This window comes from Actinoalloteichus caeruleus DSM 43889 (genome assembly GCF_000429185.2).
Taxonomy (GTDB): domain Bacteria; phylum Actinomycetota; class Actinomycetes; order Mycobacteriales; family Pseudonocardiaceae; genus Actinoalloteichus_B; species Actinoalloteichus_B caeruleus.
Genome location: NZ_AUBJ02000001.1, coordinates 2,556,640 through 2,583,367, shown reverse-complemented (window position 1 = coordinate 2,583,367; position 26,728 = coordinate 2,556,640). Strand labels below are relative to the sequence as shown.

Sequence of the window (26,728 nt, the reverse complement as noted above, 5' to 3'; positions counted from 1 at the left end):
GGAGGACCCGAGACGGCGCGACCGCGCACCGACCACGGGAACTCGTCGGGCGGGCCCGCCATCCGACGGCCAGGAGCGGACCGGTGGGCGGGTGTTCAGGTGAGCAGGTAGCGGGAGGCGGTGCGCCGGTACTCCTGCTCGGGGTCGCCCAGGTAGGCCCACGGGACTGGGTGCAGCCGGTCCTCCATCCCGAGCAGGTGGCGGCGGGTCCTGGGCAGGTCCCCGGCCTGGGAGAGCGCTGCCGCGAACAGGTTGTGGGCCTCCCTCGCGCGCGGGTGCGGCACCGGGTCCCTGGACCACTTGTCGGACGCGTCGACGAGTTCGCCGGCGTTGTCCTCGAAGTACCGGGTGTGGATCCGGAAGTACTCCACGCGCCTCCTGGCGCGGAACGTCTCCTCGAGGTTGTGCAGGTACACCTCGAAGTGGGCGAGCGGCAGCACGGCGGTGAGGGGGTGCCCGGCGGGAGCGCGGGCGACGGTCTCCCGGGCGAAGCGCAGGCTCGCCTCGTGGGAGCCGCCCCACTTCGCGGCGAGCGCCTGCACCCGGTACCAGTGCGCGGGGTAGAGGGTGGGCGAGCGGAGCACCGTCTCCGACCACACCTCGTCCTGCTGCTCGCGGTCGACCTGGAGGCCCTGGCCCACGCACACCAGCACCATCCAGGGGCAGGGGTCCTCGGGGAGCTGCGCGGCGGCCTCGTGCAGCGGGGCCACGGCCTTGCGGAGGGTGGCGAAGAAGATCTGGTACCTGTCGTGCCCCACGTCCTCGGCGACGCCGTCGCCGCGCACGGTCCAGGCCTCGTGCCGGTAGACGCTGCCGGCGAGTAACCAGAGCTCCGGATCACCGGTCGCCGAGGCGGCCTCGGCGATCTCGTCCGCCCGGCCGATGAACGCCCGGCCGAGCACGTCGGTGCGCAGGGCGCGGGTCTCGTGGTCGTCCCTGCACTCCTCGAGAACGGTGCGCGCCGCGACCAGGGAACCGGTCTCGACGGCGGCGTCCAGGACCGTGTCGTCGTACGGATGGCCGAGGACCATCTCCTCGGGACCGGCTTGCCTTCTCCGTCTGCTGAACAAGCGCACCGGGGGACTCTAGAGCCGCTGACATGCCGGGAGCCAGCCTGTGTCCGCGTTGTGATCAAACACGCCGGCGGCGTCCGACACGCCGTGCCGGACCCGCGCGTCTCCGGCCGGCGACCGGTCCTCCTGTTGGGGGAACGGGCTCCCCGGCGAGCGCGCCGCGGGTACCTCCGTTCGAGGCCGGCCGCCCTCCGGGCGGTGGTCCGTTCGACGTCCTCCCGTGGCCCCGGTCCCGCCGGGCGTCCCCGGGAGGCGATCGCCCCGTGCCGGGTCCGCTCCGCCGCCACCGGCTGGCCGAGGGGCGGCGTCCGGTGTGGACCGGACGCGGTGGGCCCGTCCACCGCGCCGTGGAGTCGGGAACGCCGCCCCCGGTGCCGGGCGCCTAGGCTGGGGCGGTGCGCACCGAGGAGACGCCGGACCTCTCCCCGCTGGAGACGGCGATGGAGCTGTTGGACCGGCACGCCACCCTGAACGACCGGTACCGGCGCCTGATCGCCGACGCGCGCCCGGTGTTCGTCGATCCCGCTCCACGCGGCAGCCAGGTGCGAGGTGTGGCGAAGAAGCTCATCGTGCTCGTCAGGGCGGCACGAGCGGAACTCGACCGGGTGCTGGCCCCCGAGCAGGTCGCCGCCGTCGAGCGCGGCGAGCGGGTGGCGTGGCGGGTGCTCCGTGACGAGCCGCGCCGGGAGCCGGGGCCGGCCGCCGACGACCGAGGCGAGGGCCCGCGTCCACGGTGACGGGTGAGCGACGACCGAAGGGATGGGGCTGGTGAGTGGAACCGGAGCGGAGGGTGGGCCGACGGGTCGCGGGCGGCCCCGGTGCCGAGGAGCGGCCGGTCGCACCACCCCGACGGCGCCCGGCCCGACCCCGGTGGTGGGGTGGAGGAGCCGCGTCAGGCTGGCACCGGGCCAGGGAACCCGGCGCTCGACCGGTTGGGCGCGGCGAGGTACCTGGCGGTCACCACCTTCCGGCGGTCCGGTCAACCGGTGGTCACGCCGGTGTGGCTCGCCAGGGACGGGGACGCGCTCGTCGTGTGGACGGTCGCCGACTCCGGGAAGGTGAAGCGCATCCGGCACACGCCCACGGTGCGCCTCGCCCCGTGCGACGTGCGGGGTCGCGTGACCGGCCCGGAAACCGGCGGACGGGCGGTCGTCCTCGGCCCCGAGGACAGCGACCGCGCCCGTCGCCTGGTCTCGCGTCGCTACGGTCCGCTGGGGTGGCTCGTCGTCACCCTGAGCACCCTGCGGCGAGGGCGTACCGGAACCGTGGGGGTGCGGATCACTCCCGCTGGCGGCTGATCGACGAGCACCAGGTCCTGCCGGGCGCTGGCCGTGCCCCGCCGCGGCACCAGCCGCCGCGCCTCTGGCCGCCGGTTCGCTGGCCCGCCCTTCGGGAGGCGACGGGTCACCCGCACCGGACCGGTGTCGTGCGCCCGGGGGCGGATCCAGCTGGGAGTCGAGTGGCAGGGGCGCCCGGGAGGTGCGCGCCGCGCCTGGTCGCGGCGCGACGGTGGGCGCGGTCCTGCCGCCGCCGGGCGTCGCCAGGGTGGTTGTCCGGCCGGGACGCCCTCAGCGGTTGGTGCGAGAGGCGGGTGCGGCCGACAAGGGGGGCGTACCCGGTGTCGTCCTGGTCGGCGGGGGCCCCTGACGTGTCGTCCGCGCTTCGTGGGCGGCCACGTCCCGAGTTCGGCTGTGGTCGGGAGGGGTGTGGGGCGAGCGCGGGCCGTCCGGCGTGGCCGGCTGACCGGGCGGGCTGCGCGCGGCGACGTGCGGCCGCCGGGGGCGCGGCGCGGCGGAGCGGGTTGGTGGCGACGACCACCCGGTCGGCGGCCAGCGGCGGCCCCCGGATGGCGGGCATCATGGGTGGCGTTCGCCTGCCGCCGTGGTGGCCGGCGGGAACGTCGGGACGGCCCCGGGTCGTGGTGGTGCGGCGAGCGCGTTCCGCCCCCGGCCGTCCCGGGGCGGGGAGTTGGCTGGGTCACCACGACGTTGATTGATATTGCATGAATGTGCATAATCATCCACATGACGTTTCGGGTGGCCGTGACCGGAGCCAGCGGGTACGCGGGTGGTGAGCTGCTTCGGCTGCTGCTCGCGCACCCCGAAGTGGAGATCGGCGCGCTGACGGCGGCCAGCTCGGCGGGATCGCGGCTGGGGGAGCACCACCCGCAGCTCGCGCCGTTGGCGGACCGCGTCCTGGCGGAGACCTCCCCGGAGCGGCTCGCCGATCACGACGTGGTGTTCCTCGCCCTGCCCCACGGCCACTCGGCCGCGATCGCCGATCGGCTCGGCGAGGGGACGCTCGTCGTGGACTGCGGCGCCGACTTCCGGCTCACCGACGCCGACGCCTGGCGGCGGTGGTACGGGGGTGACCACGCGGGCAGCTGGCCCTACGGACTGCCCGAGTTGCCCGGCGCCCGCGATCGGCTCCGAGGTGCCCGACGAGTCGCCGTCCCCGGCTGCTTCCCGACCGCGGTCTCCCTCGCGCTGGCCCCAGCCCTGCGCGCCGGGCTCGTCGAACCCGACGTGGTCGTGGTCGCCGTCACCGGTACCTCGGGGGCGGGCCGCGCGCTCAAACCCCACCTCCTGTCGGCCGAGGTCATGGGGTCCGCCAGCGCGTACGGCGTCGGCGGGGCCCACCGGCACACCCCGGAGATCGCGCAGAACCTCACCGCCCTCGTCGACGGCGACGTCCGGGTGTCCTTCACGCCGGTGCTCGCGCCGATGCCCCGGGGGATCCTCGCCACCTGCAGCGCGCCGCTGACGGCGGCGCCCTCGGGGCCGCGACGCGTCCGGGAGGTCTTCGAGGACGCCTACCGGGACGAGCCCTTCGTCCAACTGCTCCCCGAGGGCACCTGGCCCACCACCGCCGGGACCCTGGGGGCGAACAACGTCCAGCTCCAGGTCGCCGTGGACCCCGACGCCGGCCGCCTCGTCGTCGTCGCCGCCGTCGACAACCTCACCAAGGGCACGGCCGGTGGCGCCGTGCAGAGCATGAACCTCGCGCTCGGGCTTCCCGAGACGACCGGACTGTCGACCGTGGGAGTCGCACCATGAGCACACCACCCCCAACGAACCCGGGCGGACTCACCCTGGACCGTTCGCGTGGCGTCACCACCGCCGCCGGGTTCCGCGCCGCCGGGATCGCCGCCGGCATCAAGGAGTCGGGCGACCGGGACCTGGCGCTCGTGGTCAACGACGGACCGGCCGACGTGGCCGCCGCCGTGTTCACCACCAACCAGGTCAAGGCCGCCCCCGTCCTCTGGTCCCAGCAGGTCCTCCAGGAACGCCGCGTCCGGGCCGTCGTCCTCAACTCGGGCTGCGCCAACGCCTGCACCGGCCCGGAGGGCTTCCAGGACACCCACGCCACCGCCGAGCGGGTCGCCGAGGCGCTGGGTGTCGGCGCGGGCGAGGTCGCGGTCTGCTCCACCGGGCTCATTGGGGAACGCCTGCCGATGGACCGGGTGCTCCCCGGGGTGGAGGCCGCCGCCGACGCGCTGGCCACCTCCGACCAGGCGGCCCTGGACACCGCGACCGCCGTGATGACCACCGACTCCCGGCCCAAGCAGGTCTCGACCACCCACCCGGCCGGCTGGTCGGTCGGCGGCCTGGCCAAGGGCGCCGGCATGTGCGCGCCCAACATGGCCACGATGCTCTCGGTGATCACCACCGACGCCGTGGTCGACTCCTCACTGCTCGACTTCGCGCTCCGGGCGGCCGTCGCCCGGACCTTCCACCGGCTCGACGTCGACGGCTCCACCTCCACCAACGACACCGTGCTGGTGCTCGCCTCCGGGGCCTCGCGGGTCAGCCCGGACGCCGGGGCCTTCACGGGAGCGCTCACCGAGGTCTGCGCCGACCTGGTGGCACAGCTGCAGGCGGACGCCGAGGGGATGACCAAACGGGTGCGCATCGAGGTCGTCGGCGCCGCCACCGAGGGCGACGCGGTCCGCGTGGCCCGCACCATCGCCGAGGACCACCTCGTCGGAACGGCCCTGTTCGGGTCCGACCCGAACTGGGGCCGCATCGCGATGGCGGTCGGTCGCGCGGACGCCGAGGTCGACCCCAACCGCCTGGACATCCGGCTCAACGGTGTCCTGCTCTGCGCCGGCGGGGTCAAGGCCGCCGAACGCCACGAGGCGGACCTGAGCGGCCCGGAAATCCTGGTCGAGGTCGACCTGCACGTCGGGGACGACGCCACCTTCGTCCTCGCCACCGACCTCTCCCACGGGTACGTCGAAGAGAACAGCGCGTACTCCTCATGAGCGGCCACGTCACCGACCCCGGGGGAACACCGGCCACCGGGCACCCGGCCGACGCGACGCCGGGGAACGACAGTGACCGCCTCGGGGAGGCCGCCGCCAAGGCCGCGGTGCTCGTCGAGGCCCTGCCCTGGCTCGAACGGTTCCACGGCGCCACCGTCGTGGTGAAGTACGGCGGGAACGCCATGGTCGACGAGGAGCTCAAACGGGCCTTCGCCCAGGACATGGTGTTCCTCCGCCTGGCGGGCCTGCGGCCGGTCGTCGTGCACGGCGGCGGACCCCAGATCAGCGCGATGCTCGGTCGACTCGGCATCCCGGGGGAGTTCCGGGGCGGGCTCCGCGTCACCACGCCGGAAACCATGGACGTGGTGCGGATGGTGCTCTTCGGCCAGGTCGGCCGCGAACTCGTCGGACTGGTCAACGCCCACGGGCCCTACGCGGTCGGCATCTCCGGCGAGGACGCCGGCCTCTTCACCGCCGCCCGCCGCCCCGCGGTGGTCGACGGGGCACCGGTGGACATCGGCCTGGTCGGCGACGTCGTCGAGGTCAACCCCGAGGCCGTCCTCGACATCATGCACGCCGGACGCATCCCGGTCGTGTCCACCATCGCCCCCGACGCCGACGGCGTCGTCCACAACGTCAACGCCGACACGGCGGCGGCGGCGCTGGCCGTGGCGTTGCGCGCGGCCAAGCTCGTCGTGCTCACCGACGTGGAGGGGCTGTACGCCGACTGGCCCGACCGCTCCTCGCTGCGGACGAGGGTGACAGCGCCCGAGCTGGAGCGGCTGCTGCCGGGGCTGGCCAGCGGGATGGTCCCCAAGATGGAGGCCTGCCTGCGCGCCGTGCGCGGCGGCGTCCCCGCCGCGCACGTGATCGACGGCCGGTTGGCCCACTCCGTGCTGCTGGAAGTCTTCACCCAGCAGGGGGTCGGCACGATGGTGTTGCCCGGTGAACCCGAGGGTGCCTCGGGAGGACAGGACGAGGAAGACCAGGCATGAGCGGATCGAACAGCGAGGGGCGGCAGCGGTGGCGGGCCGCGCTGATGAACAACTACGGCACTCCCGGCCGCACGCTGGTCAGCGGGCGGGGCGCGCACGTCACCGACGCCGAGGGCCGCCGCTACCTGGACCTCTACTCGGGGATCGCCGTCAACGCGCTGGGCCACGCCCACCCGGCCGTGGTCGGTGCCGTCAGCGAGCAGGTCGCCCGCCTGGGCCACGTCTCGAACTTCTTCGCCACCGAACCAGCGCTGGACCTCGCCGAACTCCTCCTCCACCACACCGGCTTCGGCTCCGAGGGACGGGTGCTGTTCACCAACTCGGGCGCGGAGGCCAACGAGACCGCGTTCAAGATCGCCAGGCGCACCGGCCGGCCCGAGATCATCGCCACCGAGGGCGGGTTCCACGGCCGCACGATGGGCGCGCTCGCCCTCACCGGGCAACCCGCCAAGCGGGCTCCCTTCGAACCGATGCCGCCGGGGGTCCGGCACGTCCCCTACGGCGACGTGGCCGCGCTGCGCGCCGCCGTCACCGAGCGGACCGCTGCCGTCGTCCTCGAACCCGTGCAGGGCGAGGGCGGCGTGGTGGTCCCCCCGGAGGGATACCTCACCGCGGCCCGGGAGATCACCCGCTCCGTCGGAGCGCTGCTCGTCGTCGACGAGGTCCAGACCGGGGTCGGCCGCACCGGCCGCTGGTTCGCCTTCCAGGCCGAGAACGTCGTCCCCGACGTCGTCACCCTCGCGAAGGGCCTCGGCGGCGGTCTCCCCCTCGGCGCCTGCGTCGCCAGCGGGGAGGCGGCCCACCTGCTCGAACCCGGCCAGCACGGCACCACCTTCGGAGGCAACCCCGTGTGCTGCGCCGCTGGCCTGGCGGTCCTGCGCACCATCGCCGACGAGGGCCTGCTCGACCACGTGGCCGAACTCGGCAAGGACATCGCGCGCCGGATCGACGGTCTCCACCACCCGCTGGTCGCCGGCGCCAGGGGAGTGGGCCTGCTGCTCGGGTTGCGGCTCACCCGCCCGGTGGCCCCCGAGGTCGCCGACCAGGCGGCCGAGGCCGGCTACCTGGTCAACCCGGTCCAACCGGACTGCGTGCGCCTCGCCCCACCGCTGGTGCTCACGCACGAGGACGCCCACCGCTTCCTCGACGCGCTGCCCGGCGTGTTGGACGCGGTCGCGCACCGGATCCCCACCGACCCCGACCACACCACTGCGAAGAGGACCCCCTGATGCCGCGGCACTTCCTGCGCGACGACGACCTGACCCCGGACGAGCAGACCGCCGTGCTCGACCTCGCCGACCGGCTCAAGGCCGACCCCCTCGGCTCGCGGCCGCTGGCCGGCCCCCGGTCGGTGGCGGTGATCTTCGAGAAGAACTCCACCAGGACCAGGCTGTCGTTCGAGGTCGGCATCGCGCAGCTCGGCGGCCACCCGATCACCGTCGACAGCCGGACCATGCAGCTCGGCCGCGAGGAGACGATCGAGGACACCTCACGGGTGCTGTCCCGGTACGTCGACGCCGTGGTGTGGCGGACCTTCGCCCAGGCGAGGATGGACGCGATGGCCTCGGTCTCCGCCGTGCCGGTGGTCAACGCGCTCACCGACGAGTTCCACCCCTGCCAGGCCCTGGCCGACCTCCAGACCATCCGCGAGCACCACGGGCGGCTGGCCGGCCTGACCCTCACCTTCCTCGGGGACGGCGCCAACAACATGGCGCACTCGCTCATGCTCGCGGGCGTGACGGCCGGCATGCACGTCCGGGTCGGCGCTCCCGAGGGCTTCCGCCCGCTCGCCTCGGTGCTGGAGGCGGCCAACCGGCGGGCGGCCGACACCGGGGGCTCGGTGCGCCTGGACCACGACCCGGCGCGGGCGGTCGAGGGAGCCGACGTCGTGGTGACCGACACCTGGACGTCGATGGGCCAGGAGAACGACGGCAAGGACCGCGTCGGCCCCTTCCGACCCTTCCAGATCAACGGCTCGCTGCTGGCCGGCGCGGCCGAGCGGGTCGCCGTCCTGCACTGCCTGCCCGCCCACCGGGGCTGGGAGATCACCGACGAGGTGCTCGACGGGCCGCACAGCCTGGTCTGGGACGAGGCGGAGAACAGGCTGCACGCCCAGAAGGCACTACTCTGGTGGTTGCTGGCGGACGGCGACGTCGCCGTCGACGGTGGGTCCGAGGGGACCTCACGATGACCCGCTCCTCCACCGCGGCCACCCGGGTCGCCAGGCAGGCCAGGATCGCCCAACTGGTGGCCCAACGGGCGGTGCGCAGCCAGACCGAACTGGCCGCGCTGCTCGCCGCCGAGGGAATCGAGACCACCCAGGCCACCCTGTCCCGGGATCTCGACGAGCTCGGCGCCGTGAAACTGCGCGGCGCCGACGGCGGGGCCGCCGTGTACGTCATCCCGGAGGACGGCAGCCCGGTCCGGGGTGTGGAGGGCGGGACGACCAGGCTCGCCCGCCTGCTGGGTGAGCTACTGGTCTCGGTGGACTCCTCGGGCAACCTGGCCGTGATCCGCACCCCACCCGGGGCGGCTCACTTCCTGGCCAGCGCGCTCGACCGGGCCGCACTGCACGACATCGTCGGCACCATCGCCGGCGACGACACCGTGCTTCTCGTCGCCAGGGAACCCCTCACCGGGGCGGACCTCGCGAGGCGGGTGAACGCGCTGGCGGTGGGAGCCGGCGGCCAGCGCGGCGGAGGCGGCACCGCACCCGCTTCGAACCCCATCGGGACCTCAAGCCCCGACCAGGGCGCAACCGACACTGACAAGACTTGATCACCTCGATCGCAGTAGTGACTGGAGAGCAACAATGACTGAGCGGGTTGTGCTGGCCTACTCCGGTGGGCTGGACACCTCCGTCGCCATCGGCTGGATCGCCGAGGAGACCGGCGCGGAGGTCGTGGCGGTGGCCGTGGACGTCGGCCAGGGCGGCGAGGACCTGGAGAGCATCCGCAAGCGGGCGCTGGCCTGCGGCGCGGTCGAGGCCGTCGTCGCGGACGCCCGGGACGAGTACGCGGACGAGTACTGCCTGCCCGCCCTCCAGGCCGGCGCGCTCTACATGGACCGCTACCCCCTGGTGTCGGCCCTGTCCCGCCCACTGATCGTCCGGCACCTCGCCGAGGCCGCCAAGTACCACGGGGCGACCACGGTCGCCCACGGCTGCACGGGCAAGGGCAACGACCAGGTCCGCTTCGAGGTCGGCATCGGCGCGCTCGCCCCCGACCTCCAGGTCATCGCCCCGGTCCGGGACTACGCCTGGACCCGGGAGAAGGCCATCGCCTGGGCGGAGGAGCGCGACCTCCCCATCGACGTCAACAAGCGGTCCCCCTACTCGATCGACCAGAACGTCTGGGGCCGCGCCGTCGAGACCGGGTTCCTCGAGGACATCTGGAACGCGCCCATCGAGGACGTCTACGAGTACACCGCCGACCCCGCCCAGCCGCGTGAGGCCGACGAGGTCGTCATCACCTTCGAGCGGGGCGTCCCGATCGCCATCGACGGCACCAAGGTCACCATGCTCCAGGCCATCCAGGAGATGAACCAGCGCGCCGGCGCCCAGGGCGTCGGCCGGCTGGACATGGTCGAGGACCGGCTGGTGGGCATCAAGAGCCGGGAGATCTACGAGGCGCCGGGCGCCATCGCGTTGATGACCGCCCACGAGGAGTTGGAGAACGTCACCCTCGAACGGGACCTCGCCCGCTTCAAGCGCCAGGTGGCCCAGCGGTGGAGCGAACTCGTCTACGACGGCCTCTGGTTCTCCCCGCTGAAGAACGCCCTCGACAGCTTCGTGCTCAGCTCGCAGGAGCACGTCACCGGCGACGTCCGGATGGTGTTGCACGGTGGCCGGGCCACCGTCACCGGTCGCCGCAGCTCGCAGTCGCTGTACGACTTCAACCTGGCCACCTACGACGAGGGCGACGCCTTCGACCAGTCGCTGGCCAAGGGCTTCGTCCAGCTGTGGGGCCTGCCCAGCAAGATCGCGGCCAAGCGCGACCTCCAGGGCGACACCCCGCCCCAGAGCCGGGACTGACGCGAACACGCGGGCGACGCCGGCCCCACGGGAGGAGCCGGCGTCGCCCGCCGTCGTCCCTGGTCCGAACCGGGCACCCGCGCGGCGCCCTGGCACCACCGGACCTGCCAGACTGCTGACCAGCGGGCGGTCCACCCCTCCCGGGCGGGCCGTCGACGTGGCGGCGGCCCCGCCACCAGACCTCCGACCAAGGTGAGAGAACGACGGTGACGAACGACAAGGCAGCGCCCGCCCGCCTGTGGGGTGGACGGTTCAGCTCGGGACCAGCCGAGGCGATGGCGGCGCTGAGCGACTCCACCCACTTCGACTGGGCGCTCGCGCCCTACGACATCGCGGGTTCCCGTGCCCACGCCAGGGTGCTGCACCGCGCCGGGCTGCTCACCGAGGAGGAGCTGGAGCGGATGCTCCGGGGGCTGGACACGCTGGCCGCTGACGTCGCCTCGGGCGAGTTCACCCCCACCAGGGACGACGAGGACGTCCACACCGCCCTCGAACGCGGCCTGCTCGACAGGCTGGGCCGTGAGCTGGGCGGCAAGCTGCGAGCCGGGCGTTCCCGCAACGACCAGGTGGCGACCCTCTTCCGGATGTGGCTGCGGGACGCCGCCCGACGGATCGCCACCGGCGTCCTCGACGTCGTCGACGCCCTGCTGGCGCAGGCCGCCACGCACCCGGAGGCGGTGTTGCCGGGACGGACCCACCTCCAGCACGCCCAGCCGGTGCTCCTCGCCCACCACCTGCTCGCCCACGCCCAGGCCCTCGTCCGCGACGTCGACCGCCTGCGGGACTGGGACGCCAGGACCGCCTTCTCCCCGTACGGCTCCGGGGCGCTCGCCGGCTCCTCGCTCGGCCTCGACCCGGAGGCCGTCGCGCTGGAACTCGGTTTCGACGGGCCGGTCGAGAACTCGATCGACGGCACGGCCTCCCGTGACTTCGCGGCGGAGGCCGCCTTCGTCCTGGCGATGCTCGGGGTGAACCTGTCCCGCGTCGCCGAGGAGGTCATCGTCTGGACGACCGCCGAGTTCGGGTACGCCGTGCTCGACGACGCCTGGGCCACCGGCAGCTCGATCATGCCGCAGAAGAAGAACCCGGACGTCGCCGAACTCACCAGGGGCAAGTCCGGCCGGCTCATCGGCAACCTGACCGGCCTGCTCGCCACCCTCAAGGCGCAGCCGCTGGCCTACAACCGGGACCTCCAGGAGGACAAGGAACCCCTGTTCGACTCCGTGCGGCAGTTGGACCTGCTGCTGCCGGCACTCGCCGGGATGCTGGGCACCATGCGTTTCGACACCGAGCGGATGGCGGCGTGGGCCCCGGCGGGGTTCACCCTCGCCACCGACATCGCCGAGTGGCTCGTCCGGCAGGGCGTCCCGTTCCGCGTCGCGCACGAGGCCGCCGGGGAGTGCGTTCGACTGGCCGAGGCCCGGGGCGCCGGTCTTGACCAGCTCACCGACGCCGAACTCGCCGCCGTGCTGCCCGAACTGACGCCCTCGGTCCGCGAGGTCCTCACCGTCGCCGGCTCCATCGCCTCCCGGGACGCCTACGGAGGGACCGCTCCGGCGCGGGTCGGTGAGCAGCGCCACCGCCTGGCGTCGCTGGTGGAGACCCAGCGCGTGTGGTCCTCGGAACCGGTGCGGACTTCGTGACACCGCCCCCCGCCCGGCCACGGCCCGAACAGTTCACCCGGGAGGAACTCGCCGTCGATCCGGTCGACGCGGTCCCCCTGGTGCTCGGTTCGGTGCTGCGCTCGGAGACCCCGCAGGGGCCGGTGTCGGTCCGCGTCGTGGAGGTCGAGGCCTACCGGGGGGCCGACGACCCGGCGTCGCACTGCTACCGGGGCCGGACCCGTCGGAACCAGGTGATGTTCGGTCCCGCGGGCCACCTGTACGTCTACTTCGTGTACGGCATGCACTTCTGCGCGAACATCGTGTGCCTGACCGACGGGATCCCCGGCGCACTGCTGGTGCGGGGCGGCGAGGTCGTCGAGGGCGTCGAGCTGGCCAGGTCACGACGTCCGGCGTCGCGTCGGGACACCGACCTGGCCAGCGGGCCGGCCAGGCTGACGACCGCGCTGGGGCTGACCGCGTCGCACGACGGCACCGACCTGACCGATCCGGGCAGCCCGGTGCGGCTGCTGCGGGGGGACACCGTCGCCCCGGACCAGGTGCGCCGAGGGCCCCGGGTTGGCGTCGCCACCGCGATGGAGGTGCCCTGGCGGTTCTGGGAGGCCGGCTCCCCGGCCGTCAGCCCCTACCGCCGGGGTGGGCGGCGGCGGGTGATCGCCGCGCCGCCGCCGACGCGCGACTGACCGGTCACCCCCGCGGCGCGTTCCGCCCGGGTCCCGGAGCCGCGGCGCCGGTCACGCGCTCCGGGGAGCGGCGGCGCCCCGGACGACGGGTGCGTCCCGCGCGGGGTGTGCCCCCGGACACGGGAACACCAGGGACGGGTGGCCCGGCGGATGGGGGACAATGGGCCGGTGAGCGAGCACATCCTTGACGAGCTGACCTGGCGCGGCCTGATCGCGCAGTCCACCGACCTCGCGAGCATGCGCGAGGACCTCTCCCAGGGCCCGCTCACCCTCTATGCCGGCTTCGACCCCACCGCGCCGAGCCTGCACGCGGGTCACCTGATCCCACTGCTGACGCTCCGCCGCTTCCAACGGGCCGGGCACCGGCCGATCGTGCTGGCGGGGGGCGCGACGGGGATGATCGGCGATCCCAGGGACGCCGGGGAACGGTCCCTGCACGCCGCGGACACCGTCGCCGAGTGGGCGAACCGGATCCGAGGGCAGCTGGAGCGCTTCGTCGAGTTCGACGACGGCGCCACCGGAGCGGTCGTGGAGAACAACCTGACGTGGACGCGTGACCTCACCGTCCTGGAGTTCCTCCGTGACCTGGGCAAGCACTTCCCGGTCAACGGGATGTTGGCGAGGGAGACGGTGAAGCGTCGGCTGGCCGGCGAGGGGATGTCGTACACGGAGTTCAGCTACCTGCTGCTCCAGGCGAACGACTACCTCCACCTGCACCGGCGCCACGGGTGCCGGCTGCAGATCGGCGGCTCCGACCAGTGGGGCAACATCGTGGGCGGCGTCGACCTGATCCGCCGGGTCGAGGGCGCCTCGACCCACGCCCTGACGGTCCCGCTCATCACCGACTCGGAGGGGCGGAAGTTCGGCAAGTCCACCGGCGGCGGGAGCGTGTGGCTCGATGCCGAGCTCACCAGTCCCTACGCCTGGTACCAGTACTTCGTGAACACCGGGGACGCCGACGTGGGCCGGTACCTGCGGTTGTTCACCGAACTGGGTCGGGAGGAGATCGAGGAGCTCGAACAGCTCACCGAGGACAAGCCCCAGCTGCGCGCCGCCCAGCGGCGGTTGGCCCAGGAGCTGACCACTCTCGTGCACGGAGCGGAGCACACCGAGCAGGTGGTGGCGGCCAGTCAGGCCCTGTTCGGCCGGGGTGAGTTCCGCGAGCTGTCGGCGAGCACGCTGCGCTCGGTCCTGGCCGAGGTGCCGACGGCATCGGTCCGGCTGGCCGACCAGCCCAGCATCGTCGACCTCCTCGTCGGGGCCGAGCTCACCCCGAGCAAGGGGGCGGCCCGGCGCGCCGTCGCCGAGGGCGGGGCCTACGTGAACAACACCAAGATCACCGACCCGGAGTGGGTGCCCACCCAGGACGACCTGTTGCACGGGCGCTGGCTGGTACTCCGACGTGGCAAGCGTCACACTGCGGGAGCGGAAGTGCTCATCTAACCTGGAGCCAGGTCCCCGGCGAACCGTTGACCAGCGGATTCGCCGGGCCGGTTGGCGCTGGTGGGGCAATTTGACTTGCCCGGCCGGGCAGGCGTACGTTAGTGATGTCAGCGCGGAACGGACTCCGGTGGCGGACGCTGAGCGGCGGCCACGGGGGACGGAGCGTAGGAGTTGTGAACCAGGCTCCCACCTCGGGTGGTAGAGTGGGCAACTTCCGACGAACAGCAGGCAGGACCACGTGACGCCCCCTCGCGGAGGCTGATTCGTGGTGGTGCTACTGTTCCGAGGCGCAAAACAGCGACACCACTGAGCAGCTCGGACCTGACACGGATCTGGCGAGGCCAAGACGCGGCCCCCGAACGAGACAGGGAAAAGCAGCCCAGTACGCTCCACTAGGCTCCACATTGACAACAACAAAGCCAGGAGTTCACCGCCAACCGGTCGAAAGCGCCGAGTTGACGGAACGAACGAAGATCGGTTACGTTGACCCGGAACCGGAAAACACCGCACACACGGTGCTGCCCGGAACCACACATTGACAACACAGTTCCACGATATTCGGAAACGGTTGTGACCAGGCCAAACCCGGTGAACACCGGATTTGACACCAGGAAACACCGACCGATACGGTGGAACGGCCAGACCGGAAAGAAACACCGGTCCACCGGAAACGGTGCACGGTTCACCACGGTGACACCGACACCCCCCGGGAAACACCGGAAACACGGTCTGGTAGCGTTGACAACACAACACGACGGAAACAGCGACGGCCTTCCCGGAAGGGTGGTCAACGGTGATTCCGGTTCCGCTGAGAAAACGGCGGTTTCCACGGAAACCCCGGATTTGACCCGGTGGAAACGGAAATGCTAAGCTGGTTCCAGCGAAAAACGGGAACTCCCTGAAACACCGGATGGGACATCACGGGAACGTGGTGGTGGGGGTTACCGGACACAAGCTTCAGATACGAGAAGAGTGCGTCCCAGGACGACGGGCCCACGATGTGGGTGTGGGGTTCTGGTGTGGCGTGTGTTCTTTGAGAACTCAACAGTGTACCGATATAATAGCCAGTAGAGCTAAATATGAACCCTCGTTAGAGGAGTTCCTTTGAGTGACGGTGGCATTCCCTGCCCTCCGGGGTGGGTGTGAGTGTCATGCGTCGAATGTAACAGAATCAAACCTTTATGGAGAGTTTGATCCTGGCTCAGGACGAACGCTGGCGGCGTGCTTAACACATGCAAGTCGAGCGGTAAGGCCCTTCGGGGTACACGAGCGGCGAACGGGTGAGTAACACGTGGGCAACCTGCCCTGCACTCTGGGATAACCTCGGGAAACCGGGGCTAATACCGGATACGACCTTCCCCCGCATGGGGGTGGGTGGAAAGTTCCGGCGGTGCAGGATGGGCCCGCGGCCTATCAGCTTGTTGGTGGGGTAATGGCCTACCAAGGCGACGACGGGTAGCCGGCCTGAGAGGGCGACCGGCCACACTGGGACTGAGATACGGCCCAGACTCCTACGGGAGGCAGCAGTGGGGAATATTGCGCAATGGGCGAAAGCCTGACGCAGCGACGCCGCGTGAGGGATGACGGCCTTCGGGTTGTAAACCTCTTTCAGCGCCGAAGAAGCGAAAGTGACGGTAGGCGCAGAAGAAGCACCGGCTAACTACGTGCCAGCAGCCGCGGTAATACGTAGGGTGCGAGCGTTGTCCGGAATTATTGGGCGTAAAGAGCTCGTAGGCGGTTTGTCGCGTCGACTGTGAAAACCTACAGCTTAACTGTGGGCGTGCAGTCGATACGGGCAGACTTGAGTTCGGTAGGGGAGACTGGAATTCCTGGTGTAGCGGTGGAATGCGCAGATATCAGGAGGAACACCGGTGGCGAAGGCGGGTCTCTGGGCCGATACTGACGCTGAGGAGCGAAAGCGTGGGGAGCGAACAGGATTAGATACCCTGGTAGTCCACGCCGTAAACGGTGGGCGCTAGGTGTGGGGGATTTCCACGTCCTCCGTGCCGTAGCTAACGCATTAAGCGCCCCGCCTGGGGAGTACGGCCGCAAGGCTAAAACTCAAAGGAATTGACGGGGGCCCGCACAAGCGGCGGAGCATGTGGATTAATTCGATGCAACGCGAAGAACCTTACCTGGGTTTGACATGCACTGGATCGCCTCAGAGATGGGGTTTCCGTAAGGTCAGTGTGCAGGTGGTGCATGGCTGTCGTCAGCTCGTGTCGTGAGATGTTGGGTTAAGTCCCGCAACGAGCGCAACCCTTGTTCCATGTTGCCAGCACGTAATGGTGGGGACTCATGGGAGACTGCCGGGGTCAACTCGGAGGAAGGTGGGGATGAGGTCAAGTCATCATGCCCCTTATGTCCAGGGCTTCACACATGCTACAATGGCCGGTACAGAGGGCTGCGAAATCGCAAGGTGGAGCGAATCTCTTAAAGCCGGTCTCAGTTCGGATCGGGGTCTGCAACTCGACCCCGTGAAGTCGGAGTCGCTAGTAATCGCAGATCAGCAACGCTGCGGTGAATACGTTCCCGGGCCTTGTACACACCGCCCGTCACGTCATGAAAGTCGGTAACACCCGAAGCCCGTGGCCCAACCCTTGTGGGGGGAGCGGTCGAAGGTGGGACTGGCGATTGGGACGAAGTCGTAACAAGGTAGCCGTACCGGAAGGTGCGGCTGGATCACCTCCTTTCTAAGGAGCATGTATCCCACTGCTTCGGTGGTGGGGTGGTCACTGTCTCAGGCGTGTGTTCTGGGGGTGACTGCTCAGTGGAATTGTGGACTGCTGGTTACCCGCATGGCTGTTCTGCTGTGTGGTGGTGAGTACGGCTCCTGCTTTCGGGTGGGGGTGGGGAAAGCTGCTGTGTGGTGGGGTGGTGGTGTGGTCGGTGCACTGTTGGGTCCTGAGGGAACACGCGTGGTGCGTGGGTCTTCTGGTGGTGCTGTCCCCGAGTGCCATACCGTCTGGCGTGCCCCTGGTGGGTGCGCGGGGTTGGTGGTACTCAGTGTGGGGGTGGTGGCCGGTTGTTCTTTGAGAATTACACAGTGGATGCGAGCATCTTTGTGGTCAAGTAAGTAAGGGCACATGGTGGATGCCTGGGCATCAGGAGCCGATGAAGGACGTGGGAGGCCGCGATAGGCCTCGGGGAGCTGTCAACCAAGCTGTGATCCGAGGATTTCCGAATGGGGAAACCCGGCCAGAGTCATGTCTGGTCACCCACACCTGAATATATAGGGTGTGTGGAGGGAACGCGGGGAAGTGAAACATCTCAGTACCCGTAGGAAGAGAAAACAACCGTGATTCCGTGAGTAGTGGCGAGCGAAAGCGGATGAGGCTAAACCGTGTACGTGTGATACCTGGCAGGGGTTGCGTATGCGGGGTTGTGGGACCCACCGGTCGAGGCTGCCATCTCGGCGAGGAGTCAGAAAACATGGTGTTAGCGGAAGACGTCTGGAAAGCGTCAGCGTAGAGGGTGATACTCCCGTACGTGAAAGCACTGTGTCTCCTGGAGGGGATCCCAAGTAGCAGCGAGCTCGTGGAATTTGCTGTGAATCTGGCGGGACCACCCGCTAAGCCTAAATACTCCCTGATGACCGATAGCGGACTAGTACCGTGAGGGAAAGGTGAAAAGTACCCCGGGAGGGGAGTGAAATAGTACCTGAAACCATGTGCCTACAATCCGTCAGAGCCTCCGTTGTGGGGTGATGGCGTGCCTTTTGAAGAATGAGCCTGCGAGTTAGTGATACGTGGCGAGGTTAACCCGGGTGGGGTAGCCGTAGCGAAAGCGAGTCTGAACAGGGCGTCAGAGTCGCGTGTCCTAGACCCGAAGCGGAGTGATCTACCCATGGCCAGGGTGAAGCGCGGGTAAGACCGCGTGGAGGCCCGAACCCACCAGGGTTGAAAACCTGGGGGATGAGCTGTGGGTAGGGGTGAAAGGCCAATCAAACTCCGTGATAGCTGGTTCTCCCCGAAATGCATTTAGGTGCAGCGTCGTGTGTTTCTCATCCGAGGTAGAGCACTGGATGGCCGATGGGCCCGACAAGGTTACTGACGTCAGCCAAACTCCGAATGCGGGTGTGTGAGAGCGCGGCAGTGAGACTGCGGGGGATAAGCTTCGTAGTCGAGAGGGAAACAGCCCAGAACGCCGGCTAAGGCCCCTAAGTGTGCGCTAAGTGGAAAAGGATGTGGGGTCGCCCAGACAACCAGGAGGTTGGCTTAGAAGCAGCCATCCTTGAAAGAGTGCGTAATAGCTCACTGGTCAAGTGGTCCTGCGCCGATAATGTAGCGGGGCTTAAGCGCACCGCCGAAGCCGTGTCATTCACATGTAGAGCTCCATCTGTCTCCCTTTTGGGGGGTGGGTGTAGGTGTGTGGATGGGTAGGGGAGCGTCCTGCACTGGGTGAAGCAGTCGCGTGAGCGGGTGTGGACGGTGTGGGAGTGAGAATGCAGGCATGAGTAGCGAAAGCAGAGTGAGAAACTCTGCCGCCGGATGACCAAGGGTTCCTGGGCCAGGTTATTCCGCCCAGGGTAAGTCGGGACCTAAGGCGAGGCCGACAGGCGTAGTCGATGGACAACGGGTTGATATTCCCGTACCCGTGTGGATGCGTCCCTGGCGAGGCTGGTGATACTAACCGCCCGTGGTGCTGTCCTGCTTTCGGGTGGGGTGGTGGCCATGCGCGGGATCTGAGCTGGTAGTAGCCAAGTGATGGGGTGACGCAGGAGGGTAGCCCCGCCAGTGAGTGGTAGTACTGGTGTAAGCGTGTAGCCAGGAGAGGTAGGCAAATCCGCTTCTCTGTTAATGGTGAGACGTGATGCATAGCCGAATGAGGCGAAGTAGGGTGATCCCATGCTGCCGAGAAAAGCCTCTAGCGAGTGTCTACGCGGCCCGTACCCCAAACCGACACAGGTGGTCAGGTAGAGAATACCAAGGCGATCGGGTGAACTGTGGTTAAGGAACTCGGCAAAATGCCCCCGTAACTTCGGGAGAAGGGGGGCCGTGTGGCGTGAAGCCCTTCGCGGGCTAGCGTTGTGTGGCCGCAGAGACCAGGGAGAAGCGACTGTTTATTAAAAACACAGGTCCGTGCGAAGTCGTAAGACGATGTATACGGACTGACGCCTGCCCGGTGCTGGAACGTTAAGGGGACCGGTTAGTCCTTCGGGGCGAAGCTGAGAACTTAAGCGCCAGTAAACGGCGGTGGTAACTATAACCATCCTAAGGTAGCGAAATTCCTTGTCGGGTAAGTTCCGACCTGCACGAATGGCGTAACGACTTCTCCGCTGTCTCAACCACAGGCCCGGCGAAATTGCACTACGAGTAAAGATGCTCGTTACGCGCGGCAGGACGGAAAGACCCCGGGACCTTTACTATAGCTTGGTATTGGTGCTCGGTTCGGCTTGTGTAGGATAGGTGGGAGACTGGGAAGCGGTCACGCTAGTGGTCGTGGAGTCAATCTTGAAATACCACTCTGGTCGTACTGGGTGTCTAACCTCGGACCATGATCTGGTTCAGGGACAGTGCCTGGTGGGTAGTTTAACTGGGGCGGTTGCCTCCCAAAGGGTAACGGAGGCGCCCAAAGGTTCCCTCAGCCTGGTTGGCAATCAGGTGTTGAGTGTAAGTGCACAAGGGAGCTTGACTGTGAGACTGACGGGTCGAGCAGGGACGAAAGTCGGGACTAGTGATCCGGCACTGGCTGGTGGAAGCGGTGTCGCTCAACGGATAAAAGGTACCCCGGGGATAACAGGCTGATCTTGCCCAAGAGTCCATATCGACGGCATGGTTTGGCACCTCGATGTCGGCTCGTCGCATCCTGGGGCTGGAGTAGGTCCCAAGGGTTGGGCTGTTCGCCCATTAAAGCGGCACGCGAGCTGGGTTTAGAACGTCGTGAGACAGTTCGGTCCCTATCCGCCGCGCGCGTTGGAGACTTGTGGAAGGCTGTCCCTAGTACGAGAGGACCGGGACGGACGAACCTCTGGTGTGCCAGTTGTACCGCCAGGTGCATGGCTGGTTGGCTACGTTCGGAAGGGATAACCGCTGAAAGCATCTAAGCGGGAAGCCTGTTCCAAGATGAGGTCTCCCACCCACTTTGTTGGGGTAAGGCCCCCAGTAGACGACTGGGTTGATAGGCTGGAGATGGAAGCACGGTAACGTGTGGAGTTGACCGGTACTAATAGGCCGAGGGCTTGTCTACGAAGGTGTTACGCATCCACTGTGTGATTCTGGGAGTGCAACTGGCTCCCTGCCCTGGGGTTGGTTGGGGTGGGGTGTTGGTTAGAGTGTTTCGGTGGTGATAGCGAGAGGGAAACGCCCGGTCCCATTCCGAACCCGGAAGCTAAGCCTTTCAGCGCCGATGGTACTGCACCTGTGGGGGTGTGGGAGAGTAGGACGCCGCCGAACTTTCTTTCACCGGTGGGTGGAGGGGAATGTGGTTGAGCACCTGGTGGGTGCTCCCGGTTCTCCTCCACCCACTTTTTTTGTGCGCGCTGAGGTGGGTGGGGTCGCCCGGCGCGGGTAGTTACGGTGGACCAAGCCATCGGTGTTCGTCTAGGAGGACAGGTGTCCACGTCAGGGGAAGGCCCCGTCGACCGCGATCGTTCGTCCGGTCCCCGCCACGGCAACGGGGGTGGCGGCCAGGGCCGGCCACGCCGTGAGCGTGGCGAGGGAGGCGACCGGGGGTTCCGCGCGGACCGCTCCCGCGACCGGCGTTCCGGTGGGAACGGCGGGGCCGCTGATCGTTCACGCGACTGGAACGAGCGGAGCTCCCGGGACGGCGAACGTCGTGGCGACCGGGGGCAGCCCCCGCGCGGTGACCGTCGTCGGCCCGGGGAGCAGGGAGGTTCCGGCGGCCAGCGGCCTCGGGACGAGGGTCGCGGGCGGTTCGACCGACGTCCCGCCGGCGAGGGTGACCGGCCGCGCCGGGGCGGCCCGGATGGGCGGCCCTTCCGGAACGACGGGCCTCCTCGCGGTGACCGTCGCTTCGCCGGCGGCGGTGGCGACCGGCGACAGGACCGGGGCGACGACCGGGGATCGCGTGGCTGGGAGCGCGGGGAGTCCCGCGACCGACCGCGTGGTGGGCCCAGGTCGGGTGACCGGAACCAGGGCGGCGGTTTCCGCCGTGACGACTCCAGGGACGACCGCCGGCCCTCCGGCGGGTACGGCGGCGATCGGCCGCGTCGGTCCTTCGGCGACAGGCCGGGTGGGAACCGCCGTGATGACCGCGACGGCGGGTTCCGGGGCGGCGCGGACCGTCGCGGTGGTTTCAGGGACCGCGACCGGGACGCGCGTTCGTCGGACGACCGTCCCCGGCGGCAGGGCCCGCCTGGTGGGCGGGGCGATGACCGGCGGGAGTGGCGGCGCGACGACAACCGGGGTTTCCGGGCTGGGCTGCGCGGCGAGGGCACCCGTGAGCGGGGGGGTTCGGACCGGGGCGACCGGCGGGACTTCCGGCGGGATGACCGCCCCAGGGATCGGGACGGCCGGAGCTCCGCGCGTCCGCAACGGACCTTCGACCGAGGTGACCGCCGCGACGATCGTGACCGCCAGGGCGGCCGGGACTTCCGTGACCGTCGGGATGACCGTGGCGGCCGGGACTTCCGCGACCGTCGCGACGACCGTGGCGGCCGTGGCGGCCGGGACTTCCGTGACCGTCGGGATGACCGGGGCGGTGCGCCAAGGCGGGAACGCCAGAGCGGAGGCGAACGCTGGGACCGCGGTGGCGCCGCCTCGGCCCGCCCGTCGGAATCGCGCTACCGCGACCGCGAGCGTCACCGGGACGACGACCGCAGGGGTCGGGACGACTACCGGGGTTCCGGATCGGGCGCCCCGCGCGGCGATCGGGGCCGGGACGAGCGTCCCCGTCGGGACGACCGGCGTGGCCCGGGCGAGCGCTCGTCCTCCGACCGCCAGTCCGGGTACCGGGCCGAGGGGAGGGACGGCAGGAGCGGGCGACCGGGCGGTGACCGCCCCCATCGCGGGCGGGACGACCGGCGGGACGCCCCGCGACGTCCCCGTGCCGAGGACGGGGCGGAGACCGCCGAGGACGTGGTGACCCAGGACCCGATGCCGGAACTGCCGGACGAGGTGGAGGCCGGTGACCTGGACACCGAGGTGCGGCGCTCGCTGTTGGGGATGCCCAAGGTGATGGCGGATCTCGTCGCCAGGCACCTCGTCGCCACCGGCGCGCTGCTCGACTCCGATCCGGAGCGGGCACTGCTGCACGCCAGGTTCGCCCGCCGGAAGGCGGCCCGGGTGGGTGTGGTGCGCGAGGCGGCCGGGCTGGCCGCCTACCACGCCGGGGAGTGGAACGAGGCGTTGGTGGAGTTGCGCGCGGCCCGCCGGCTGGCCGGAGGTCCCGGGCACGTCGCCGTGATGGCCGACTGCGAACGCGCCCTGGGAAGGCCGGAACGGGCCCTGGACCTGGCGCGGACCCCGGAGGCCCGGCAGCTGCCGGCGGACCAGGCGGTGGAACTCCGGATCGTCGTGGCCGGTGCCCGCCGTGACATGGGCCAGCTCGACGCGGCGGTCGTGGAGTTGCAGGGTGCGGACCTCGACCCGGCGCGGCCCCAGCCGTGGAGCGCTCGGCTCTTCTACGCCTACGCGGACAACCTGCTGGCGGCCGACCGAGGGGAGGAGGCGCTGCGGTGGTTCATCAACGCCGCCCAGGCCGACTCCGAGGACGAGACCGACGCCGACGACCGTGCGGTGGAACTGGCCTCCGAACTCGGCCGGACGATCGAGGGGACTCCCCTGCCGAAGTCCACCTCCCGCGCCGAGCGCCCGGCCGGAGGGACCACCGCCCGGGCACCCGAGCGGTCCGGCCCCGCGAGCGGTTCTCCCTCCGGAGACCGTGCGGCGGGGACGGCGGCGGACGAGCCGGGCACGCCGAGTGCCGAGGACGCCGGCGCCGCCGACACCGGCCGCGAGGAGGCCACCGGAACGGGAGCCGACGGCGGTGTTCCTCCCGGCGGGTCCGCCTCCCCGTCGCCGGAGGTCCCCTCCGAGGGGAACCTGGACGGACGGGACCACGCGGGAGAGGCTGAGACCGAGCACCGGCCGAACCAGGAGGACTGATGACGGAAGCGGGCGACCCCGGTCCCGACTACCTCGACCGGTACGACGCGTTGTTGCTCGACCTGGACGGCACCGTCTACCAGGGCAGGGAGGCGGTGCCGGGCGCGGTCGACGCGCTGCGCGCCGCCTCGGCCCGGGGCACCCGCTTCCGGTACGTCACCAACAACGCGGCACGCCCGCCGGAGGCGGTGGCCGAGCACCTCGTGGAGCTGGGCTTCGCGGCGGCCCCCGCTGAGGTGAGCACCAGTGCCCAGGCGGGTGCCTCGGTGCTCGCCGAGCGACTCGCTCCCGGCAGCACGGTGGCGGTGGTGGGTACCGAGGCGTTGCGCGCCGAGGTGTCCGCCGTCGGGCTCCGGCCGGTGCGCGCCGGTGAGCTCGACGATCCGGGCTCGGCCGTGGCCGTCGTGCAGGGGCACTCCCCGGAGACGGGGTGGCGGGACCTCGCCGCCGCCTGCCGGGTCATCCGGGGCGGCGGCCTGTGGGTGGCGTGCAACCTGGATCCGACGGTTCCCACCGACGTCGGTCAGCTGCCCGGGAACGGTTCGATGGTCGCCGCGTTGCGCACGGCCACCGGTGCGGAGCCGCTCGTGGCCGGCAAACCGAGGCGGCCGCTGTTCGACCAGGCCGTTCGCGGCGCGGGCTTCCGGCGTCCCCTCGTGGTCGGCGACCGCCTGGACACCGACATCGCCGGTGCTCGCAACGCCGGGCTGGCCTCCCTGCTGGTGCTCAGCGGGGTCTGCACCGGCCGGGATCTGCTCGCCTGCGTGGAGGAGGAACGACCGGACCACGTCGCCTGGGACCTCGCGGCCCTGCACGCGCCGCACGCCCACGGGGCCCTGCCGCGTGGGGAGAGCCCGGTCGACGCGGACGGCCCGGCCGGGGCCTGGGTGGTGGAGAGGTCCGCGGAGCCGGGTGCGGAAGGCCGGTTGGTCGTCCGGCACGCCGGCGGGGCCCACGCGCCGTCGTCGCTCGGGTTGTTGCTGGCGCTGTGCGCGGCCTGGTGGCCGGTCGGGGGGACCCGGGCGCGGTGGTGGCCGTCGACGACTCCTCGGCGGCCGCGCTGCGGGCGCTCCGCGTCCCCGTGGTCGGGGACTGAGCCGGCCCGAGCTGGTTCGCCGCTGGACCGGGCGGACGGGTGTGCGCCGGGAACCAGCGGTTCCTCCGCGTCGGAGGAGATTCGGTAGCGTTGTCGGGGCCGCCGCCGGTGCGGTGGAACGGTCCGCACCAGAGTGGAGCAGGAGTGCGCTGGGGATGAACTCTGACAGCACGCCCAGCCCGATGCTGTTCGCCGTCGCTCGCCCCGCCGATGTCGTCGGCGGGATCGATGAGGCGATGGCGGGGCTCGCCGACCTCGACGCGCTGCCCCCGGAGGAGCACGTCGCCCGTTTCGACGCGGTGCACGCGGCGCTGGCCGCCGCGCTCGCGGACGTCGACCGACTCTGAGGTGAACCAGTGCCACGACGTGCGAGGTTGGACGCCGAGCTGGTCCGCCGGGGTCTCGCCCGGTCACGTGACCACGCCTCCGAGCTGGTCGCCGCCGGCCGGGTGACGGTGCGCGGCGCGGTGGCGACCAAACCGGCGACCGCGGTGACGGCTGACGCGCCGCTGGTGGTGTCCGAGGCGGCGGATGACCCGGGGTGGGCATCCCGGGGGGCCCACAAGTTGCTCGGCGCGCTCGAGGCATTCGAGGGCGGCGGGCTGGCGGTCGCGGGCCGCCGGTGCCTGGACGCCGGTGCCTCCACGGGCGGGTTCACCGACGTCCTCCTCCGCGCGGGGGCCGGGGAGGTGGTCGCGGTGGACGTCGGCTACGGCCAGCTCGCGTGGCGGCTGCGGACCGACGAACGGGTGACCGTGCTGGACCGGACGAACGTGCGCGGGATCGACGCGGAGACCATCGGTGGTCCCGTCGGTCTCGTCGTCGCGGACCTGTCCTTCATCTCGCTGCGGCTCGTGCTGCCCGCCCTGGCGGCGTGCGCCGCGCCGGGCGCCGACCTGGTGCCGATGGTCAAACCGCAGTTCGAGGTGGGTCGCGAACGGTTGGGGAGCGGTGGTGTCGTCCGCGACCCGGAGTTGCGGGCCGAGGCGGTCCGATCGGTGATCGACGCGGCCCGGCCGCTCGGCCTGCGGGCGCGGGCGGTGACCGCCAGCCCGTTGCCGGGTCCCTCCGGCAACGTCGAGTACTTCGTGTGGTTCACCGCGTCCCCGACCGGGGAGGGGGCGGCGTCGCCGGGTGGTGACGTGCCGGAGTCCGGGGGCGGTGCGGGGCGGGCCGGTGTTCGGGACGACCGGGAGGAGGCGGACCGCGTGCGGGAGCTCGTCTGGGACGCGGTCAGGTCGGGGCCCGCGTGAGCGCGCGTGAGGTCCTGCTGGTGGTGCACACCGGCCGTGAGGACAACCAGCGCACCGCCTTCGAGGTGGCCAGGAGGTTCACCGAGGCGGGCTTCAGGTTGCGGGTGCTGGCAGAGGAGGCCCCTGACCTCGACCACGCCTGGTACCCGAACACGGTGGAGGCGGGGCCCTACGCGGCGGTGGGGACGGAACTCGTCTTCGTGCTGGGCGGGGACGGGACGCTGTTGCGGGCGGCCGAGCTGGCCCGCCCGGCGAGGGTTCCGGTCCTCGGCGTCAACTTCGGTCGGGTGGGTTTCCTCGCCGAGGCGGACTCCGAGCACCTCGCGGAGGCCGTCCAGGCGGTGATCGACGGTGACTACCAGGTCGAGGAGCGGATGACGATCGACGTCAGGGCGACGTGGAACGGCGCCGTCCTGACCGAGACGTGGGCGCTCAACGAGGCCAGCGTGGAGAAGAACAGCCCGGAGCGGGTGATCGACGCCGTGATCGAGGTCGACGGGCGGCCGGTGCTGGCGTTCGGGTGTGACGGGGTGCTGTGCGCGACTCCGACCGGTTCCACCGCCTACGCGTTCTCCGCCGGTGGACCGGTGGTCTGGCCCCAGGTTCCGGCGATGCTGGTCGTGCCGAGCAACGCGCACGCCCTGTTCGCGAAGACGATGGTCGTCGCGAGGGATTCGGTGGTGGCGGTGGAGGTCACCCCGGACAGCCATCCCGCCGTGCTGTGCTGTGATGGTCGTCGCACCGTCGAGCTGCCTCCGGGGTCGCGGGTGGAGGTCGTCGAGGGCGAGTGCCCCATCGGCCTCGTCCGGCTCCGACCGGGCAGGTTCTCCGAACGGCTGATCCGCAAGTTCGACCTGCCCGTGCAGGGCTGGCGCGGGCCGCCCCCGGCATGACCGGGGACCCCCGTCCCGCCGGTGGCAGCACGTCTCCTGGCGTCTTCCTGGGCAGGACGGCGCTGTTGGGGCTGTCCGGACGGGCGAGCAGGCCCGTCCCCCCGCAGCCTGAGCCACCCGTCGAGGCCGGGACCGACCTGGCCGGGGGGCGAGGTCGGCGGGCAGGGGCGGCTGAGGGACGTTCCGACCGCGGCGATGCCGACGCGGAGGAGACCACCGGCCCGCCAGGGCCAGGGCCGGCCACGCCCGACGCGGCGGGCCTGGCCGTTCCGGGGAGTTCCGGTCACCGGGCTGGGAACGGTTCC

At 70.5% G+C, this 26,728-nt stretch carries 18 protein-coding genes and 3 rRNA genes; 20 read left to right on the top strand and 1 reads right to left on the bottom strand.

The features are described from left to right. Window positions 1-95: 95 nt before the first annotated feature. Window positions 96-1,076 (bottom strand): hypothetical protein, encoded by a 981-nt coding sequence (locus G443_RS09330; protein ID WP_245588753.1) that lies wholly within the window; start codon window positions 1,074-1,076, stop codon window positions 96-98. 392 nt (window positions 1,077-1,468) lie between these two features. Between G443_RS09330 and G443_RS09325 the strand changes: the two genes are divergently transcribed. The 20 genes from G443_RS09325 (at window position 1,469) to G443_RS09230 (ending at window position 26,423) form a co-directional block, all read left to right on the top strand. Continuing rightward, window positions 1,469-1,810, top strand: a complete 342-nt coding sequence (locus G443_RS09325; RefSeq protein ID WP_051313828.1) for a hypothetical protein — start codon at window positions 1,469-1,471, stop codon at window positions 1,808-1,810. 141 nt (window positions 1,811-1,951) lie between these two features. Next, a complete protein-coding gene (locus G443_RS09320) occupies window positions 1,952-2,371 on the top strand; it encodes a PPOX class F420-dependent oxidoreductase (RefSeq protein ID WP_051313846.1) in 420 nt (139 codons plus the stop codon). A 726-nt stretch (window positions 2,372-3,097) separates the two neighbouring features. Then, window positions 3,098-4,129 (top strand): N-acetyl-gamma-glutamyl-phosphate reductase, encoded by a 1,032-nt coding sequence (argC, locus tag G443_RS09315; RefSeq protein ID WP_026418452.1) that lies wholly within the window; start codon window positions 3,098-3,100, stop codon window positions 4,127-4,129. Beyond that, window positions 4,126-5,337, top strand: a complete 1,212-nt coding sequence (gene argJ / locus G443_RS09310) for a bifunctional glutamate N-acetyltransferase/amino-acid acetyltransferase ArgJ (protein ID WP_051313829.1) — start codon at window positions 4,126-4,128, stop codon at window positions 5,335-5,337. Before argC ends, argJ begins: the two co-directional genes overlap by 4 nt. Next, window positions 5,334-6,332, top strand: coding sequence for an acetylglutamate kinase (gene argB, locus G443_RS09305; RefSeq protein WP_026418454.1), 999 nt, complete (start codon window positions 5,334-5,336; stop codon window positions 6,330-6,332). Before argJ ends, argB begins: the two co-directional genes overlap by 4 nt. Further along, the gene (locus G443_RS09300) at window positions 6,329-7,561 is read left to right on the top strand and encodes an acetylornithine transaminase (RefSeq protein ID WP_026418455.1); all 1,233 of its coding nucleotides are present in this window, start codon (window positions 6,329-6,331) and stop codon (window positions 7,559-7,561) included. The genes argB and G443_RS09300 overlap by 4 nt, the downstream gene beginning before the upstream one ends. Continuing rightward, window positions 7,561-8,523, top strand: coding sequence for an ornithine carbamoyltransferase (gene argF / locus G443_RS09295; protein WP_051313830.1), 963 nt, complete (start codon window positions 7,561-7,563; stop codon window positions 8,521-8,523). The genes G443_RS09300 and argF overlap by 1 nt, the downstream gene beginning before the upstream one ends. Further along, the gene (locus G443_RS09290; protein ID WP_035275506.1) at window positions 8,520-9,110 is read left to right on the top strand and encodes an arginine repressor; all 591 of its coding nucleotides are present in this window, start codon (window positions 8,520-8,522) and stop codon (window positions 9,108-9,110) included. The genes argF and G443_RS09290 overlap by 4 nt, the downstream gene beginning before the upstream one ends. A 34-nt stretch (window positions 9,111-9,144) precedes the next feature. After that, window positions 9,145-10,365: an argininosuccinate synthase gene (locus tag G443_RS09285; protein WP_035275508.1), complete on the top strand. Its 1,221-nt coding sequence runs from the start codon at window positions 9,145-9,147 to the stop codon at window positions 10,363-10,365. 206 nt (window positions 10,366-10,571) lie between these two features. Further along, window positions 10,572-12,008: an argininosuccinate lyase gene (gene argH, locus G443_RS09280; protein ID WP_026418456.1), complete on the top strand. Its 1,437-nt coding sequence runs from the start codon at window positions 10,572-10,574 to the stop codon at window positions 12,006-12,008. Continuing rightward, complete coding sequence (locus G443_RS09275) at window positions 12,005-12,670, top strand: DNA-3-methyladenine glycosylase (protein WP_035275539.1); 666 nt, start codon at window positions 12,005-12,007, stop codon at window positions 12,668-12,670. Before argH ends, G443_RS09275 begins: the two co-directional genes overlap by 4 nt. A 168-nt stretch (window positions 12,671-12,838) precedes the next feature. Then, entirely contained in the window at window positions 12,839-14,113 is a 1,275-nt protein-coding gene (gene tyrS / locus G443_RS09270; protein ID WP_026418458.1) for a tyrosine--tRNA ligase, read from the top strand. A gap of 1,178 nt (window positions 14,114-15,291) precedes the next feature. Further along, window positions 15,292-16,806 (top strand): 16S ribosomal RNA (locus tag G443_RS09265). A 373-nt stretch (window positions 16,807-17,179) separates the two neighbouring features. Next, window positions 17,180-20,302, top strand: a 23S ribosomal RNA gene (locus G443_RS09260). An 89-nt stretch (window positions 20,303-20,391) separates the two neighbouring features. Beyond that, a 5S ribosomal RNA gene (rrf, locus tag G443_RS09255) occupies window positions 20,392-20,508 on the top strand. Together the 16S, 23S and 5S rRNA genes form the textbook arrangement of a ribosomal RNA operon. Window positions 20,509-22,155: 1,647 nt before the next feature. After that, window positions 22,156-23,181, top strand: a complete 1,026-nt coding sequence (locus tag G443_RS09250; RefSeq protein WP_211237530.1) for a tetratricopeptide repeat protein — start codon at window positions 22,156-22,158, stop codon at window positions 23,179-23,181. Continuing rightward, window positions 23,181-24,365, top strand: a complete 1,185-nt coding sequence (locus G443_RS09245; protein WP_253860196.1) for an HAD-IIA family hydrolase — start codon at window positions 23,181-23,183, stop codon at window positions 24,363-24,365. The genes G443_RS09250 and G443_RS09245 overlap by 1 nt, the downstream gene beginning before the upstream one ends. Window positions 24,366-24,432: 67 nt before the next feature. Then, window positions 24,433-24,624, top strand: a complete 192-nt coding sequence (locus tag G443_RS09240; RefSeq protein WP_035274753.1) for a hypothetical protein — start codon at window positions 24,433-24,435, stop codon at window positions 24,622-24,624. 9 nt (window positions 24,625-24,633) lie between these two features. Then, complete coding sequence (locus G443_RS09235) at window positions 24,634-25,530, top strand: TlyA family RNA methyltransferase (RefSeq protein WP_026418986.1); 897 nt, start codon at window positions 24,634-24,636, stop codon at window positions 25,528-25,530. Then, complete coding sequence (locus G443_RS09230; RefSeq protein ID WP_026418985.1) at window positions 25,527-26,423, top strand: NAD kinase; 897 nt, start codon at window positions 25,527-25,529, stop codon at window positions 26,421-26,423. Before G443_RS09235 ends, G443_RS09230 begins: the two co-directional genes overlap by 4 nt. Window positions 26,424-26,728 lie beyond the last annotated feature (305 nt).